The sequence below is a fragment of the Acinetobacter seifertii genome (assembly GCF_000368065.1).
GTDB lineage: Bacteria > Pseudomonadota > Gammaproteobacteria > Pseudomonadales > Moraxellaceae > Acinetobacter > Acinetobacter seifertii.
The window spans coordinates 61,175-77,626 of sequence record NZ_KB851204.1 but is presented as its reverse complement, the minus strand read 5'-3'; the positions used below and the strand labels follow the sequence as shown (position 1 = coordinate 77,626).

Here is a 16,452-nt window from a genome sequence, read left to right as displayed (position 1 = left end):
CAACTGAGGAAAGATCATGACATTACGATTAGGAGACACTGCCCCTGATTTTCAACAAGAATCAAGCGAAGGCACAATTCATTTTTATGATTTTTTAGGCGATAGTTGGGGCATTTTATTTTCACATCCCGCTGACTATACGCCTGTATGTACAACAGAGTTAGGTTATACAGCAAAATTAAAAGACGAATTTGAAAAACGTAATGTTAAAGCGATTGCCCTATCTGTAGATAATGTTGAATCGCATAAAGGCTGGATTAACGACATTAACGAAACTCAAAATACTACGGTTAATTTTCCAATTATTGCTGACAAAGACCGTAAAGTGTCTGAACTTTACGATTTCATTCATCCAAATGCGAGTGAAACACTTACAGTTCGTTCTTTAGTCATTATTGATCCAAACAAGAAAGTTCGTTTAATTATAACCTACCCTGCTTCAACTGGTCGTAACTTCAACGAAGTCTTACGTGTCGTGGATTCATTACAATTAACAGATAAGCATAAAGTGGCTACGCCTGCGAACTGGAAACAAGGTGAAGATGTTGTGATTGTTCCTTCTTTAAAAGATGAAGAAGAAATTAAACAGCGCTTCCCTAAAGGCTATACCGCAGTAAAACCTTATTTGCGCCTCACACCCCAACCTGATGAGTGAGGATAAAGCGAGCATCGCTCGCTCTGAACGCAAGACGAACAGCTATGCTGTGAGTTAGATTAAAGCCTTTAAAAAGGCTTTAATCGAAGCGCAAGACAAACGTAGTGCGTAGGCAAGCATCTGAAATGCTTATTTTCAAGACAAGCAAACTGCGTAACCAATAATCAAAAAAGCATAAAGAAAACTAGCCCAAACATAGAACCAAATGTTTCCATCTCCAAGCCATCTCACCCGATGGCTTTTTTTCATTATTGAATACACATGGTTTTTAGTGTCGAGATCAGTTATAACTTCCAAGGAGTTTGTTCAAAAAACAACAATCATGATCCATAAAATTCATCATTTAAAATGCGGCAGTATGTGTCCTGTCTGCGCGCCTTTATTTGGGCAGAAAGGCTGGAAAGCTGAAGTGGTATGCCATTGTCTTTTAGTAGAGACGGACCGTGGGCTTGTACTCATTGATACAGGATTTGGTCTACAAGACTATTTACACATGCAACAACGCCTTGGCTCGTTAGTTAAACGTTTGGGGAAAATTGAGACGAATCTTGAATTCAGTGCAATCCAGCAAATACAAAAACTAGGTTTTCATCCTAAAGATGTACAGCACATCTTTGTGACTCACCTCGACTTTGACCATGCAGGTGGCATTTCTGACTTTCCTCATGCCACAGTTCATGTCTTAGCCACTGAATATAATGCTGCGCAATTACCTAATTTTAAAGGTAAACTTCGCTATAGAACCAATCAATATAATCAGCATCGATACTGGAATTTCGTTGAATATCAGCAAGGTGAAAAATGGTTTAATCTTGAAAAAGTAAAAGGTTTTCCGTTATTCCAAGATGAAATTTTAATGGTGCCATTATTAGGCCACTCCGCTGGACATTGTGGTATTGCCATCAAACAACAAAATCAGTGGTTGTTGTTCTGCGGAGATGCTTATTACTCACATCTAGAGTTAAATCCAGCAAATAAATTAAGATCGCTAACCCTTCTGGAAAAAACGTTTGCAGAAGATAATGAAAAGCGTCTTATTAACCTTAAAAAATTACAGCATTTGGCTCAACATGAGCCAACGATTGAAATTATTTGTGCCCATGACCCTCATGAGCTTCGACGGTATCAAACATGAAAAAAATCTCCCTCATCGCCCTTGTTCTGTGTCTAAACCTACAGGGATGTATGCAACATGAAAGCATTGCACATGAGCATAGACCCAAAGATTGGGGAACTTTAGTTTCTCAAACACATAATTTCTATCAAGTGAGCAATGATGTTTTTCGTAGCGAACAACCAAATGCTGCAATGATTCCCGAATTAAAACGTCATGAAATCGGAACCATTATTAATTTAAGAGCAAAAGACTCAGACGAATTACTATTTAAAAATGAGAATTTTAATCTTGTTCACATTCCTATCGATACATGGGCAATTAACAGACAAGACCTGTTAGAAGTCATGCAGCAAATTAAAATTGCTAAACAAAATAATCAACGTGTTTTATTACACTGCTACCACGGTTCAGACCGTACTGGTGCTAGCGTAGCGATGTATCGAATTATTTTTGAACATTGGGCAATTGATGATGCAGTTAAAGAAATGAAGCAAGGCGGATACGGTTATCATATTATTTGGAAAAATATTGACCGTTTATTTACCCCTGAAAATGTAAAATGGATTCAACAACAATTGTCGAATCCATCTTAATTAGATCTTGAATCAACCTTAGATCAGATTAGCGCTGATCTAAGGGCACCCAATCAATGACCCAAGCTGACTTCATGTTTAAACTGGAGTCAGAGGTAATTTTCTTACGAGCTGCATCTGCGGTATCACGGTCTTTCGCAGGTCCAACCATAATACGGATACCTTTACTGGTCGGACTTGTCGTAACCTTATAACCTTTAGCACGTAGTTTAGAGACAACAGCATCTGCATTTGCCTGATTGGCAGCCAATGCAACTTGTACCATCCACTTTTTATCGCCATTTTCAAGCAGCTCACGCGCTTTCTCTGCTTCAGCTTTTTTCTCAGCGTCAGCTTTGTGCTTAGCTTCTGCTGTTTTCTTTTCTGCTTCAGCATGCTTCTTAGCTTCAGCTTTTTTGTCTGCCTCGGCTTGATGTTTAGCTTCTGCCGCTTTTTTCTCGGCTTCAGCTTTGTGTTTAGCTTCAGCAGCTTTCTTATCAGCTTCTGCTTGCTTCTTGGCTTCTGCTGCTTTTTTATCAACTTCAGCCTGACGTTTTGCCTCAGCGGCTTTTTTATCGACTTCCGCTTGTTTCTTTGCTTCAGCAGCTTTTTTATCGGCTTCTGCTTTAGCTGTATCTACTGACTTTTTTGTATCAGTTTGCTGTCCTTTTGTCTTTCCATCCGAACCTGCAACTTCAGGAGGAATGTTATCTGAGCTTTCTTGAGCAGCAGCTCGGCGAGCATTAATTGCAGCATATTCGGCAGCAGCTTTACGGGCTGCATCTGCTTCTGCCTGTTGTTGCATTGCCAAGAATTCGGCAGCACGAGCCTCTTGCTCAGCAACCGCTTTTTCACGAGAACGGCGTTGTTCTTCAAGAAGACGTTTTTCTGTTTCTACATCCACTGCAAGCGGTTGTAGCTGTACCATCTGCCCTTCTTGTGCTGATGGCTTTGATTTAGCGTGTAATTTCGGTGATGTTGAGGTCTGTGGTTCAGCGCCCACATGTTTTATTTCTTCATTTCCTTTTAGAAGTAATGCTGCCAATAAAACACCACCACCTAATAAAACAACGCCACCCATCCAGCGTTGTTTGTTATTCATTGACATTCTTCCAAATACTCCCAAATCGCTTCTAAAGTATGAAACGAACCACAGGCTAAAATCAGCTGATTGTTATTTGTTTGCTCAAGCGCTGATTTAAAAGCCTCTTTGATATTGCCAAATTGTTGTATTGTCTGGCCTTGTAGGGCGTCATTCAACTGCTGAATCGGTGCAGCACGCGGCACATTCAACTCAGCAATTTTCCAATGTAAAACAGTAGGTTTCAATAAATCCACTACTGATTTTATATCTTTATCTGCCAGCATTGAAAATACTGCGACAACTTCTGTGTACTGTTTATTGTATTCTAAGAAATTTCGCAATTGCTTTAACAAAAATTCAACACCATGTGGATTATGTCCGGCATCAAAAATTATGGTTTTTCCATTAACTTGGCGCACTTCAAAACGGCCTGCTAAGCGTGCATTTTCAATACCCTGCTCTAGCGCGCGTTGCGAGATTTCAAGTCCGCTATTTAATACAGCAGCAACTGCCCCTGCAATATTTTCAATTGCAAGCGACCCTAGTGGTAATTTTAAAGTAGTTCCTTCACTTGCAAAATACCAGTGATTTCCATCATTTGCGAGTTTATAAAAATAATCTCTATTGATCGCGTATAGTTTCGCTTGTGAAGTATTGGCTTTATCTTGAATAGCTTGAGGTAAAGATTGTTCACCTGCAAAAATCACTGGAATGTCAGGGCGAATAATACCTGCTTTTTCAAAAGCAATTTTCTCAATGGTATCGCCTAACCAGTCAGTATGATCAAGACCGATATTGGTGATTACAGCAATATTAGGATCAATGACGTTGACGACATCAAGACGCCCGCCTAAACCGACTTCAAGCACCCATACATCGCATTGTTGTTGCTTAAAAATGACAAAAGCAGCCAAAGTGGTTGCTTCAAAAAAAGATAAGCTTAAATCGCAATCACGACGAGCCTGATCAACTTGCACAAAAGCATCAATCAGGCTTTGATCATCAACCTCGACTCCACCTAACTTGACTCGTTCGTTAAAACGATAGATATGCGGTGATTGATACAACCCAACTTTGTAACCTTGCGCTTTTAATATAGATGCAAGTGTTGTTGTAGTTGAACCTTTCCCGTTCGTTCCAGCAACAGTAAAAACTTTAGCAGTGGGTTTAGTCACTCCTAATTTTTCTGCTACCGGAATAACACGTTCCAGACCAAGATCGATCCCTGTAACGTGAACATGGCTCCAATAATTGAGCCATGTATCTAAAGAGTCTGTTGAAAGTGGAGCTTGTTGTTTCAAGGTAAGTTCATCAATTTCGATACAAGTCGAGATACAGTATCACGTAAAGCATGACGATGAACAATCTGATCGATTACACCATGATCAAGCAAATATTCAGCACGTTGGAATGGTTCTTCCAATGTTTCACGTACAGTTTGCTCAATTACACGTTTACCAGCAAAGCCAATCATTGCTTTAGGTTCTGCAATATGGATGTCACCCAACATTGCTAAAGAAGCTGTTACACCACCATAAACTGGATGTGTTAACACCACGATATAAGGTAAACCAGCATCTTTTAATTTTTGAATCGCAGCAGAAGTACGCGCCATTTGCATAAGCGACAACATACCTTCTTGCATACGCGCACCACCAGAAGCTGCAAAGCAGATTAATGGTTGGCGTTTTTCAATTGCAAGCTCAGCCGCCTGAACGAAACGGTCACCTACTACAGTACCCATTGAGCCACCCATAAAGTCGAACTCAAAAGCACATGCAATCATGTCTACGCCATTTAAGTTACCTTGCATGGCAATTAAAGCTTCCGTTTCACCAGTTTTAGTTTGCGCTTCACGCATACGTTCTGGATACGGTTTGCTATCAACAAACTTTAATGGATCTTTCGCACTAAACTCTTGACCTAATTCAGTCACAACATTGTCGAAGAACCAGTTTAAGCGATCGCGAGCTTTCATTTTTAAGTGTTCGTCACACTGTGGACATACATACGCGTTAAAAGATATAGCTGTACGTGTCACTAAAGCATGACATTCAGGGCACTCAATAGTCGGCTCAGTAAATGTTGCTTTGAGAGTCTGTTGCTCATCTGCAACTTCAATACCTGGAACTGGTCGTTGTGTCCATGGTGTCGAAGGGCTAAGAACTTTCCCTGATTTCACTTCTTGATTCATACTAACTCATCGAGCGCTGCTCGAAGCTCCTTGACTTTATTCACCGTCTGTTCAACAGCTTCTTCAGCTGTCAACGTTGCAAAAGATTTAACGAAAGCACTACCTACAATCACGGCATCTGCAGCACTACCCATCGCTTTCGCAGAAGCAGCATCACTAATACCAAAACCAACGCCAACAGGAACGTTAGTCATACTCTTGATTTTCTCAATACGTGCAGCAGCTTCAGAAGTATCTAATGTCGCTGCACCAGTAACACCTTTAAGTGAAACATAGTAGATAAACCCACTTGCCTGATTCGCTACGTGTTGAATACGTTGATCAGTTGAAGTTGGTGCAAGTAAGAAGATTTGGTCCATATCATGCTGTTTTAAGATTGCACCAAATTCTTTTGACTCTTCTGGTGGTAAGTCCACAAGTAATAAGCCATCTACACCACATTGTTTCGCATAAGAAACAAATTTTTCATAACCAATTACTTCAACAGGATTGAGATAACCCATTAAAACTACAGGTGTTTCCTGATCCTGTTCACGAAACTCTTTTACCATGTTCAATGCATCTAAGGTATTAGTCCCTGCTGCAAGTGCACGTTCAGCCGCAAGCGCAATTACTGGCCCATCAGCCATTGGATCTGAAAATGGTAAACCAAGCTCAATGACGTCTACTCCTGCCTCAACCATTTTATGAAGTAACGGTACCGTTACTTGTGGCTGTGGATCACCCGCCATGACGTAAGATACAAGTGCTTTACGCTGTTGGGACTGCAACTTTTCAAAACGGGTGGCAAGACGTGACATAGGGTTGTGCTTTCCTTGAATTATTTAAAATTGAGGAGTTGTTTGTAGAAATACAAGAACATCGCATTTTAACGCTATTTTTTGCTCATTGAACAGGTCTAACGTTATGGCGATATTCGATTGTATGATTCATACAACCCATGGCGTACATTTATCAATATTTTGAAACTTTTCTCAATGATCAAAGCTTCCTATTTTTGAGTCATTATTTATTTGCAATTTGAGCAAAAAAACATCAAAAACTCTATTACTCTGTATTTTTATGGGCGAGTTGCAATTGCTTTTTACGAGTGAGTAACGTTTGTCCTGTTAAGTTTTTATGTGCTCTTGCAAGTGCAGACTGATCGGAATAACCCAACTGGTCAGCAATTGCTGTAAGACTTTCATTTTGACTTAACAATATCTCGCAGCGCTTCATACGCTCAGCATCTAAAATTAATTTAAATGAAGTGTTTAATGCCTGTAGTTGGCGTTGCAAGCTCCTCACTGAAACATTGAGCTCGATGGCAATATCTTCTATTTTGGGTGCTTGCTGTTTATGCTTGAAATATTCTTGTACGATCCAATGTATTTGCTGAACTAAATCGGTATGTACTTTTCTTTGAACCAAAGCTTCTTCGGCTTGTTTTACTAAAAGCTGTACTAAAGTTGGGTCTGCATGCTGGGGACGAACATTTAAACTTTCACTTGCAAAAGTTAATGCATAGTAAGGTCGGTCAAATGACAATTTACACTGAAAGAACCGTTGATAATGAACCAGCGCACCTCGAGGTCGATGTACAAATTCAATATGCTGTAAAAGAAAATCATGTAAGGGAGCAATCTCTTTAGCGAGCTGTACCATTGCTGCTAAAGTTAACTCACTAAGTACAATATTACTGGCATCAACTAAAGGCCAATACAATCGAATTTTAGAAGCATCTTGCTCAATTTGTATAGGTACAACTTGCTCGCCATCTATGACTAAGCGGTGAAACTTAGCAATATACTGAACCACTTGCCCCAAAGTATCACTTCTAGATGCCATGTAACCCAGCACCCCAAAGTTGGCAGGTGTAATACAGGCTGCCATTTCTAAAGCCAAATTGGTCACTTGTAATCGAGATTCAGTCAATTCTAAAAGCTCAATGAAAAGATGCAAAGAAGATTGAGCATCAATAGAGGCAGACAAAATATTTTGAACTTGGCGAGTTTGAGTGTCATTTAAATTAAGTGTCTGCCAAGCGACTCCCTTTTCTTTTAAATACGTATTCCAAAGATAAAAGTATCCATTAGAGATCGTAAATTCTTGCATGGCGTTTCCTTTTTTTACTGCCATCTTGTCGCAAACTGTATAAAAATTGGCGATAACTGTCAAAACAAAGCCGACCATTCACGACATACTAAGGAAAAGCTTAGTTGCGAGAAATACAAAGATGAACGCACATGTTTCTTATCAGGTCGAGCCAGTGGTTCGCAAAGATCTAGATTTTCATTTAAATGAAGCACCACGATTTTGGTTTAATAACGATCCCTTTTTGACTCGTATGTTTGATGCACTCAGCTTAACCTTTCCAGACGGAGAGCGTTACTTCATTGAATGTGTACGAATGTTCCGTGACAAAATTGATGACCCGGAACTACAAAAGCGAGTGGCAGATTTTATTAAACAAGAAGCTCAACATGGTATTGCCCATGACAAAATGAATCAGCTCATGAAAGAGCAAGGTATGCCTGTAGATGAGTTCACAAGCACACTTAAAAGAATTTTCCGTTTTGAGCTTACCCAACGTTCACCACAATACAATATTGCCATGACAGCAGCAGCTGAACATTTAACAGCATTAATGGCGGAAACTTTTTATAGCAATAAAAAAACTTTGGAAAATGCACATCCTTATGTTCGTGCATTATTTGCATGGCATGCCATTGAAGAAATGGAACATCGCGATGTGGCATTTGATGTTATGAGACAGGTGGGCGAAGTTCCAGAGTCGACTCGTCGTTTTGTATTGGTTCTGACGACAGTACTCATGTTTGGTTTCACACTCTATAGAACCAACATTATGTTGAAATGTGATGGCTTTAGCCCTAAAGAAAGGTTATCGATGACACTCAAAGGTTTACCTTGGTTCTTTGGGAAAAATGGCACATTAACCGCCATGAAAAAACAATATCTGGACTGGTTTAAAAAAGATTTTCACCCAAGCCAACACCCAGTTATTCGTCAGTATCCTGTTTGGATTGAAACTTTAGAAAAAACAAATGACCCAATCGCAGCGGGTGAAGCATTTTGGCAAGCAGGTTTATAACCTGCTTGTTACCATTTTGCATAATGTTGTTCTAGTAGCCCGTATTGCTCATTGCAAGTGATTGTATCAATTGCCTCATGTTCAATACTGCCGCTAATTTTAGCTTGCCACTGATTGAACTGACTTCCAATCATCCTTAGATTAATGTTTTCGTATCGACACCAACCAATATGGACTTGCAGATTAAGCTTTTGATCTAAAGAGCTAATTTGCCAAAGTTCATCATTTACTTTTTCAAATAAAACATCAGTCAGTGGGTATAGAACTCCGTTAACCCATAAGCAATTTTCATTACCAAAGCTTTCATTAACCCCTGAAGCTAAATTTAGACCAATACGTCGGCCTTGTTCATCCCAGAAATTACATGAAAGCCAGAACCAAGCCGTTTCAGGTCGCAAAAAACCACAAGTATCATCTAACGATGCAAAAGTCTTTTCATCAAATTGTACGACTTGGTTTTGTTTATTAATGAACATCCCTTCTACACCCAGCGTGGTCTGCTTTTGAGTATAGGTCCACCCATTAATTCCCGTTGGAGTACATAAACTTAAGATATCGGTTCCAGCACAAAAAATTCGAGCGCTGAGTTGAATCTCACCATATTTAGTAACTCGAATATATCGAACGCCATTGGCATGCTGGATATCAAACTGATAAGGCGATTTAGAAAAATAGCTTTGATTAAACAATGGCTGTTCATCAAGATAGGTTTTATGACCTAAAGGCTGAATCGCATTCCACTCAATGACTTGCCCTGTTTCATGATCATAAACATAGAAAAAACCATGGCCTACCCAGCCAATATCTGCAATCGCAAGACCAATACTATAATGTTTGTGCTGAATGCCGCAGAATTTAAATTTTTTATACTTTAATTGCTTCCGCCAGCCCTTTAAGGCTTTACCATAAGGTGTTTTATAAATATAACGTTGTACATGAATGGTCGACGGTACAGATTCAAAACGCCCATAACGAGGCTGTCCATTTTCTTGAATTAAATCCATTATTTATTATCCGTTGATTTCCTGCTCATCTATTGACTAATAATAGACTGATCACTAACCAATTGGCTACTTATCTGTTTTGATCTTCAAATAAGTTTTGTTGAGCGATAAAAAAAGAGCATATTAATATGCTCTTTTTTCTATTATTCACTTAAATCGATATACGATAACTTAAACTCTTTGAGGGTCTATTGCAGTAGCTATGACCCAATCCATCAACAAAATCAAATTCAACTCATGATTTAAGTGCAATTCAATTTCTAAAAGTTAAGCGTCATCATCACTTGCTTGTTCTGGTTCTGACTCTTGCTCGTTACTGTCCTGATTTTCCAATTTTTTCTCAGCGATTTTTGCTGCTTCATAGCCAGCAAAGGCACCTGCTGCTTTTTCTAGAAAACCTGCATCTGGATCTAATTTATCGACGCCTTGTTCTGCGATAATTGCACCAGCAATTTTACCTACTTCATCTAGAAGACCCATTTTGATTACTCCAAAGAGCTTATGTTGAGCTTCTAGTCTAAGCAGATGAATTGTAAATAGTGCTACAAAAAAGTTGCGATTTGAGAGAGCTATACATGAGATCAGCAATTTTTTATATTTTATTTTTGCCTTTAAGCCTTTTTTAAGAACACTTAGAGAAGTAAATAAGTATTTTCCCAACGCGTTGGATTGAACTCACCTTGTACTAGTTGGATATAACGACCTGCAATATGGTCAATCGGAATGCAATCATCAATATCCACTACACGGTCGGTATGTGGCTTATACCACTCTTGATCAATAAACTGCTTACCTAATTGTTTTGCACTTACCGCATTAGGTGCAACTACCAAATGATAACTATGTAACTCACCAAAAGCATTAGGTGTATAGCCACCCAGATTAATCAAATACAACTTTAGATCTGAAGCTGATGGGGCTGCATCGGTAAACTGGATTTGATAGTTCTGCCCTTGAGAGCTAACCCCTGAAAGCTTGGCCCAAGCATCGATATGTAACCCTTGAGCCTCACCAAACCAGGCCTGTTTAAGTTGAGGGTAAACTTCTTCTAAAGTATCCCCTACAGCCATAACGATGTCATGGACTTCTGTATTGGCACGCGCATGACGGCCACCCAACATTACCATAAACAAACTTGGCATTTTTTTCCTCTTACATCTCAACCATTTCTACGCCATCAATGCGTGCAACTGTCATTAAATCTTTATCGCCACGGCCTGAAACAGTCGCAATAATAATCTGATCTTTAGACATGGTTGGTGCAAGCTTAGATACATATGCCATAGCATGTGAGCTTTCAAGCGCAGGAATAATCCCTTCGATTTTGGTTAAGTCACGGAAACCTTGCAGCGCCTCAGTATCATTAATTGGCACGTATTCTACGCGCTTCATATCTTTCAAGAAGCTATGTTCAGGACCAACACCCGGATAGTCCAAACCTGCCGAAATACTATGTGTCTCGATAATTTGGCCTTGTGCATCACTCATGAGGTAAGTACGGTTACCGTGTAACACGCCAACATGACCTGCATTTAATGGTGCAGAGTGTTTTCCAGTTTCAATACCAAAACCAGCAGCTTCAACGCCATACATTTTCACGTTGGCATCATTTAAGAATGGATAGAACAAGCCCATTGCATTTGAACCACCACCCACACATGCAACTAACGCATCTGGTAAGCGACCGGCTTGCTCTAGGATCTGTTTACGTGCTTCACGGCCAATAATAGATTGAAAGTCACGAACGAGTTGAGGATATGGATGTGGTCCAGCAACTGTACCAATCACATAGTAAGTACTATCAACATTGGTTACCCAGTCACGCATTGCTTCGTTCATGGCATCTTTTAATGTTTTTGAACCGCTTTGCACAGGTACAACTGTAGCACCCAACAAACGCATACGATAAACGTTCATAGCTTGACGCTTAACGTCTTCAGCACCCATATACACAACACATTCAAGACCTAAACGTGCTGCAATTGTTGCTGTTGCTACACCATGTTGGCCTGCACCAGTCTCAGCAATAATACGTTTTTTGCCAGAAAGCTTTGCCAATAATGCCTGACCAATCGTGTTATTTACCTTGTGTGAGCCTGTATGGTTCAAATCTTCACGTTTAAGATAAATTTGCGCACCACCTAACTCTTTTGACCATCGCTCAGCATAATAAAGTGGACTAGGACGACCTACATAGTAGGCGAGGTCACGGTCGAATTCTGCCAGAAACTGTTCATCATTTTTCATGCGGGAATAGAGATTTTCTAAATCTTCTAATGCCGCCATGAGTGTTTCTGACACAAAACGTCCGCCATGGATACCGAAATGCCCATTTGCATCTGGGAATTGGGTATAGTCAATCACATTATTTTGCTGATCCACGTTGGACTCCTTGCATAAATCGTTCAATGAGTTGTTGGTCTTTTATACCTTTTGCGGACTCTACGCCTCCGCTCACATCTACTGCAAAAGCACCGGTAGTATGAATAGCGTCAATGACATTGTCAGGGGTTAAACCACCTGCCAAAATTAATGGAATATCAAGTTTTGGGAATTTAGACCAGTCAAACTGATGTCCTGTGCCCCCTTTGAGCTCAGGATGCCATGCATCGAGCAATACAGCACTGGCACCAGCTGCCTGATATTTTTGAATTTCAGCAACTACATCCAGATCAGGTTTGACCTGAATCGCTTTATACCAGCGACGTTTACAATGGCGAGCAATATCTTGGCATTGTTCTGGAGTTTCATCGCCATGTAGTTGTAATACATCTAGGGGAACACAATCAAGTACATCCTGAATTTCAGTGGAACTCGCATTTACAAACAAACCCACCATTTGTACATAAGGCGGAACGTGTTTTGCTAATTCTTGTGCTTGTTCAACTGTTACATTTCTTGGACTTGGCGGGAAAAAAACAAAACCTATCGCATCTGCTCCAGCAGTAATCACTGCCTGAACATCTTGCTTACGAGTAATTCCACAGATTTTTGCTCGTGTACGTTTTTGGTTTGATTGGCTCATGATCTGCCTAAACTACAACCATTTTTTAAAATAAGCGCCATTGTAATGCAATTTTTGTCCCTTGCGTAAAAGTTCTCTGGGAATTGGTCGAAATGACATTGTCGGAAGTAATTCGGCACTTTATACTGCGTTCAAATGGAAGCAAGTGTAAGCAATTGATGCTTTAGGGAAGCTGGTGAAAGTCCGGCACTGCCCCCGCAACGGTAACAATGTAAAGCATATTTTTTAAGTCGAGATCGACTTACACCACTGCAGTGATGTGGGAAGGTGAATATGTCCATAAATGATTTATGGCGCTGAAGTCCGGAGACCTGCTTGTTTCATCTATCTACCCGATCATTCACGTGGGGTGAATGTATGGAGCATGTTATGTCTAAGTCTTTTCAACCTACTCGTCTGGTAGGGGCTATCGCTATTGCGATGGGGTGTTCACCTGTTATTTTTGCTGAAGATACAACTACCACAACTCAGCTCGATCCAATTGTAGTGACGGCATCTAAAAGTGCTGAAAAAGCGAGTGAAGTTCCGGCACGTATTTCAGTAATTTCTAAAGAAGAAATTGAAAAAAATCCTATTTTAAATTTATCTGATGTATTACAAAAAGATCCATCTATTTATATAAAACAATCTGGTGGCGTTGGTCAGCTTACAGACCTATCTTTACGCGGTGGACAAACGGGCTCAACATTATTATTAAAAAATGGCGCTCGCTTAAATACTCAAAATGGCTTAGGTCCTGTTTCACCTGAATTTATTAACCTATCAGATGTAGACCAAATCGAAATTTTAAAAGGCCCAGCATCTGTTCAATATGGTTCAGATGCTATTAGTGGCGTAGTACAATTAATTTCCAATAATCCAACAAAATCTGGAGCAAGTTTAACAGGTGTATATGGTGAAAACCGTACTTATAAGACACTTGTAAATGCCGATTATGTAGATGACAGTGGTTTTTATGCAAGTATCGGTGGTCAACGGATGGAGACTGATGGTACTAGTATTATCAATATACAAGATAAAAGTGAAAAAGCAGCGTTTGACCAAAAAGGATATAACGCAAAAATTGGTTATAGTAATGATGTAATTAACACAAGCTTAGCAATTGACCAAAATCAAGGTACGAATAACTATACTACGAACTATTCGACGAACAATGCAAAACGTAATTTTGAAAATCGTCTAGTAAATTGGCTGGCTAGTTATAAGGCTTCTTCTGATTTAGTCTTAAATGCACGTTATTCTCACTATCTTGATAAAATCGAACAAGTAATTTATCAAAGCCACTTTAATACAACCTCTGATGAAGGGGACATAAATGCCAAATGGAATTTTGTACCAAATCAGAATATTTTAGGGGGTGTTACATACAATCGATCAAAATATGATGCTAGCTCATCTCCTGAAGCTGTAAGAGATATCAGCTCTACAGGTTATTATTTACAGCATCAATATAACGATAATGGTATTCATACTCAGGTTGGTGTCCGAGTTGAAGATAATGATTGGTTTGGTACACATACAGTTGGACAAGCTGCAATTCGTTATCAAATCTCTCCTCTAACAAGTATCTACACTAACATTGGTACTGCATTCAAAGCACCAACTCTTGAACATCTATATGGCTCTTACGGCTATGATTTTTATAGTAACCCTGACCTAAAACCTGAAGAAAGCAAGTCATATGAAATTGGTATAGATCAGAAATTTAATTATGGTCTTTCTGCCTATCTTTCTGGCTACTATACAGATGTTAAAAATTTAATTAGTTATGGTGCTATAAATGGTAGAACAACATATATCAACTTAAATAAAGCTGATATGAAAGGTGGTGAAATAGGTCTAAAGTGGTCTAAGGATAATATCTTTGTTAATGCTGAATACGCTTATGTAGAAGCTAGAGATAAAGATAAAGACATAGATGTCCCTTATCGTCCCCGTCAAACATATACTTTAACTGCAGGCTATGATGATGGTATTTATGGGGTGAATGCTTCTCTAGTCTCTCGCTCTAAAGCAAACGCACAAAATATTGAAAACTCAGTTAAAGTTCCAGGCTATGCAACTGTTGATTTAAATGCTTTTTGGAATATGAATCCAAATATAAAGTTATTTACGAACATCCAGAATATTGGTGATGTACGTTATAACACTGCATATAATGCTCAATCTTCATTCTCTCCAGAATACTGGTATATCAACGGTGGCCGCCAAGCTTCTGTTGGCGTAACTTTCCGTTATTAATTTTCACTCTAGATTATAAAAATATTTTCTTAACTCCAGTTTCGGGGTAATGTTTTGACCGACATTATCCCCTTTTTTATGTTCAGGATATCCATCATGGGACACCGTTTAAGTAAAATCTATACACGCACAGGCGACTCAGGTACAACAGGTTTAGGCGATGGCTCTCGTGTTGCCAAAGATGATTTACGAATTGCGGCGCTTGGTGATGTCGATGAACTCAATGCCATTATTGGTGTACTACGCGCACAAATCACAGCCAGCCAAGTGACTAATAAAGCAGATTGGGACAAGAGTCTAAGCCTAATTCAACATTGGCTTTTCGATTTAGGTGGCGAAGTTTGTATTCCAAACTACAATTTACTTCAGCCCCTTTGTATTGAGTTTCTGGAAAAAGAAATTGACCGTATGAATGAAGATTTGCCTATGCTGAAAGAGTTTATTCTGCCATCTGGCTCTTTATCTTGCAGCTACGCTCATCAAGCGCGTGCTGTTTGTCGTCGTGCAGAACGATCTCTGCTGTCGGTACAAACTCGTGATCAAAATATTCAAGCCACAGCGCTCCAACTTTTAAACCGTCTATCTGACTGGTTATTTGTCGCATCTCGTGCTTTACAACGTGCCGAAGGTGGACAAGAAGTCCTTTGGCAAAAAAATATTAATGAGATTATTTAAAAATAGACTAATTTAAGTATGGTCTCTGCTTTTTAAGAGACCATAACCAACAATAACTGAATAGAAGAAAATTATGCGCATTATTGGTCATCGTGGTGCACGCCGAGAAGCTCCTGAAAATACATTAGGTGGTTTTCAGCACATAAAAAACTTAGGTATTCGTGGTGTCGAATTTGATATTCGTCAGCTTCAAGACCAAGAGCTGATCGTTATTCATGACGATAATTTTTTACGTACAGCTGGAGTCGATCAAATTGTTGAGCAATCTACTTTAGCTCAAGCTTTAACATTTGATCATCGTCAAAACTGGCCCAATTGGCCAAATCCAGAGCCAACACCAACTCTTACAGGTGTTTTAAAATTGCTTGATAACTTCGAGCATATTGAAGTTGAAGTTAAAGCAGTAAGAGATATGGCATTTGCAGAAAAGTTAGTTCAAAAGCTTGAGACTGAGTTACAGGGTTATGAAAAAGTCGTGACTATCACAAGTTTCGATCTTCAAATTTTAACTGCCTTACGTGACATCGACTCACAATTTAAACGCGGCTTGTTAGTTGAAATTCCAGTGGGAGGCGCAGCAATTGAACTCGCTCATCAATATGGTTGCGGTCATATTGGTTGGCACGACCAACTTGCTACAGATGAAATGATTCAACTATCTCATCAAGCAGGTTTAAACATTAGTGTATGGACAGTAAATGATGTAGAAAGAGCGAAAAGGCTCCGTGATTTAGATATTCAAGGTTTAATTACGGATATTCCTACAACAATGCTCGAAGCGCTTTAAATAGAAA

General features: G+C 39.4%; 17 protein-coding genes and 1 riboswitch. Of the genes, 7 read left to right on the top strand and 10 right to left on the bottom strand.

Annotated features, from left to right (window positions below):
- Positions 1–16: 16 nt before the first annotated feature.
- From F985_RS22945 to F985_RS22935, 3 genes are all read left to right on the top strand, one after another.
- On the top strand, positions 17–655 hold the full coding sequence (locus F985_RS22945; RefSeq protein ID WP_004705714.1) for a peroxiredoxin: 639 nt from the start codon (positions 17–19) through the stop codon (positions 653–655).
- Between the two features lie 322 nt (positions 656–977).
- Positions 978–1,790, top strand: a complete 813-nt coding sequence (locus F985_RS22940; RefSeq protein ID WP_004705713.1) for an MBL fold metallo-hydrolase — start codon at positions 978–980, stop codon at positions 1,788–1,790.
- Entirely contained in the window at positions 1,787–2,365 is a 579-nt protein-coding gene (locus F985_RS22935) for a dual specificity protein phosphatase family protein (RefSeq protein WP_025469252.1), read from the top strand. The genes F985_RS22940 and F985_RS22935 overlap by 4 nt, the downstream gene beginning before the upstream one ends.
- Positions 2,366–2,393: 28 nt before the next feature.
- On the opposite strand, the gene F985_RS22930 is transcribed toward F985_RS22935, so the two are convergent.
- The 5 genes from F985_RS22930 to F985_RS22910 form a co-directional block, all read right to left on the bottom strand.
- A complete protein-coding gene (locus F985_RS22930; protein ID WP_004705711.1) occupies positions 2,394–3,452 on the bottom strand; it encodes an SPOR domain-containing protein in 1,059 nt (352 codons plus the stop codon).
- Positions 3,443–4,729: a bifunctional tetrahydrofolate synthase/dihydrofolate synthase gene (gene folC, locus F985_RS22925; RefSeq protein ID WP_004705710.1), complete on the bottom strand. Its 1,287-nt coding sequence runs from the start codon at positions 4,727–4,729 to the stop codon at positions 3,443–3,445. The genes F985_RS22930 and folC overlap by 10 nt, the downstream gene beginning before the upstream one ends.
- Complete coding sequence (accD, locus tag F985_RS22920; RefSeq protein WP_004705709.1) at positions 4,726–5,622, bottom strand: acetyl-CoA carboxylase, carboxyltransferase subunit beta; 897 nt, start codon at positions 5,620–5,622, stop codon at positions 4,726–4,728. The genes folC and accD overlap by 4 nt, the downstream gene beginning before the upstream one ends.
- Positions 5,619–6,422 carry a tryptophan synthase subunit alpha gene (gene trpA / locus F985_RS22915; protein ID WP_004705707.1) on the bottom strand — a complete coding sequence of 268 codons (804 nt, stop codon included), beginning with the start codon at positions 6,420–6,422 and terminating at the stop codon, positions 5,619–5,621. The genes accD and trpA overlap by 4 nt, the downstream gene beginning before the upstream one ends.
- Before the next feature lie 247 nt (positions 6,423–6,669).
- Positions 6,670–7,716: an AraC family transcriptional regulator gene (locus F985_RS22910; RefSeq protein WP_004705705.1), complete on the bottom strand. Its 1,047-nt coding sequence runs from the start codon at positions 7,714–7,716 to the stop codon at positions 6,670–6,672.
- A 121-nt stretch (positions 7,717–7,837) separates the two neighbouring features.
- Here F985_RS22910 and F985_RS22905 point away from each other — a divergent pair, with 121 nt between their 5' ends.
- Positions 7,838–8,713: a metal-dependent hydrolase gene (locus F985_RS22905; protein WP_004705704.1), complete on the top strand. Its 876-nt coding sequence runs from the start codon at positions 7,838–7,840 to the stop codon at positions 8,711–8,713.
- Positions 8,714–8,721: 8 nt separating this feature from the next.
- Here the strand turns inward: F985_RS22905 and F985_RS22900 are convergent, their stop codons facing one another.
- The 5 genes from F985_RS22900 to F985_RS22880 form a co-directional block, all read right to left on the bottom strand.
- The gene (locus F985_RS22900; RefSeq protein WP_004705703.1) at positions 8,722–9,717 is read right to left on the bottom strand and encodes a DUF2804 domain-containing protein; all 996 of its coding nucleotides are present in this window, start codon (positions 9,715–9,717) and stop codon (positions 8,722–8,724) included.
- Between the two features lie 267 nt (positions 9,718–9,984).
- Positions 9,985–10,197, bottom strand: a complete 213-nt coding sequence (locus F985_RS22895; protein WP_002051387.1) for a hypothetical protein — start codon at positions 10,195–10,197, stop codon at positions 9,985–9,987.
- Between the two features lie 152 nt (positions 10,198–10,349).
- Positions 10,350–10,859, bottom strand: coding sequence for a DUF1543 domain-containing protein (locus F985_RS22890; RefSeq protein ID WP_004705702.1), 510 nt, complete (start codon positions 10,857–10,859; stop codon positions 10,350–10,352).
- A gap of 10 nt (positions 10,860–10,869) precedes the next feature.
- Positions 10,870–12,099, bottom strand: coding sequence for a tryptophan synthase subunit beta (gene trpB, locus F985_RS22885; protein ID WP_004705701.1), 1,230 nt, complete (start codon positions 12,097–12,099; stop codon positions 10,870–10,872).
- Positions 12,083–12,742, bottom strand: coding sequence for a phosphoribosylanthranilate isomerase (locus F985_RS22880; RefSeq protein WP_004705700.1), 660 nt, complete (start codon positions 12,740–12,742; stop codon positions 12,083–12,085). Before F985_RS22880 ends, trpB begins: the two co-directional genes overlap by 17 nt.
- 126 nt (positions 12,743–12,868) lie before the next feature.
- A riboswitch (cobalamin riboswitch) is annotated at positions 12,869–13,075 on the top strand.
- Between the two features lie 36 nt (positions 13,076–13,111).
- On the opposite strand from F985_RS22880, the gene F985_RS22875 reads away from it, so the two are divergent.
- The 3 genes from F985_RS22875 (at position 13,112) to F985_RS22865 (ending at position 16,445) form a co-directional block, all read left to right on the top strand.
- A complete protein-coding gene (locus F985_RS22875) occupies positions 13,112–14,983 on the top strand; it encodes a TonB-dependent receptor plug domain-containing protein (RefSeq protein ID WP_004705699.1) in 1,872 nt (623 codons plus the stop codon).
- 96 nt (positions 14,984–15,079) lie between these two features.
- Positions 15,080–15,658: a cob(I)yrinic acid a,c-diamide adenosyltransferase gene (locus F985_RS22870; RefSeq protein ID WP_004705698.1), complete on the top strand. Its 579-nt coding sequence runs from the start codon at positions 15,080–15,082 to the stop codon at positions 15,656–15,658.
- Between the two features lie 73 nt (positions 15,659–15,731).
- On the top strand, positions 15,732–16,445 hold the full coding sequence (locus tag F985_RS22865) for a glycerophosphodiester phosphodiesterase (RefSeq protein ID WP_004705697.1): 714 nt from the start codon (positions 15,732–15,734) through the stop codon (positions 16,443–16,445).
- Positions 16,446–16,452 lie beyond the last annotated feature (7 nt).

Bases quoted from the DNA above. Each gene is read 5' to 3' on its own strand.
- F985_RS22945 (WP_004705714.1), top strand. From the start codon at position 17: ATGACATTACGATTAGGAGACACTGCCCCTGATTTTCAACAAGAATCA.
- F985_RS22940 (WP_004705713.1), top strand. From the start codon at position 978: ATGATCCATAAAATTCATCATTTAAAATGCGGCAGTATGTGTCCTGTC.
- F985_RS22935 (WP_025469252.1), top strand. From the start codon at position 1,787: ATGAAAAAAATCTCCCTCATCGCCCTTGTTCTGTGTCTAAACCTACAG.
- F985_RS22930 (WP_004705711.1), bottom strand. From the start codon at position 3,452: ATGTCAATGAATAACAAACAACGCTGGATGGGTGGCGTTGTTTTATTA.
- accD (WP_004705709.1), bottom strand. From the start codon at position 5,622: ATGAATCAAGAAGTGAAATCAGGGAAAGTTCTTAGCCCTTCGACACCA.
- trpA (WP_004705707.1), bottom strand. From the start codon at position 6,422: ATGTCACGTCTTGCCACCCGTTTTGAAAAGTTGCAGTCCCAACAGCGT.
- F985_RS22910 (WP_004705705.1), bottom strand. From the start codon at position 7,716: ATGCAAGAATTTACGATCTCTAATGGATACTTTTATCTTTGGAATACG.
- F985_RS22905 (WP_004705704.1), top strand. From the start codon at position 7,838: ATGAACGCACATGTTTCTTATCAGGTCGAGCCAGTGGTTCGCAAAGAT.
- F985_RS22900 (WP_004705703.1), bottom strand. From the start codon at position 9,717: ATGGATTTAATTCAAGAAAATGGACAGCCTCGTTATGGGCGTTTTGAA.
- F985_RS22895 (WP_002051387.1), bottom strand. From the start codon at position 10,197: ATGGGTCTTCTAGATGAAGTAGGTAAAATTGCTGGTGCAATTATCGCA.
- F985_RS22890 (WP_004705702.1), bottom strand. From the start codon at position 10,859: ATGCCAAGTTTGTTTATGGTAATGTTGGGTGGCCGTCATGCGCGTGCC.
- F985_RS22880 (WP_004705700.1), bottom strand. From the start codon at position 12,742: ATGAGCCAATCAAACCAAAAACGTACACGAGCAAAAATCTGTGGAATT.
- F985_RS22875 (WP_004705699.1), top strand. From the start codon at position 13,112: ATGTCTAAGTCTTTTCAACCTACTCGTCTGGTAGGGGCTATCGCTATT.
- F985_RS22870 (WP_004705698.1), top strand. From the start codon at position 15,080: ATGGGACACCGTTTAAGTAAAATCTATACACGCACAGGCGACTCAGGT.
- F985_RS22865 (WP_004705697.1), top strand. From the start codon at position 15,732: ATGCGCATTATTGGTCATCGTGGTGCACGCCGAGAAGCTCCTGAAAAT.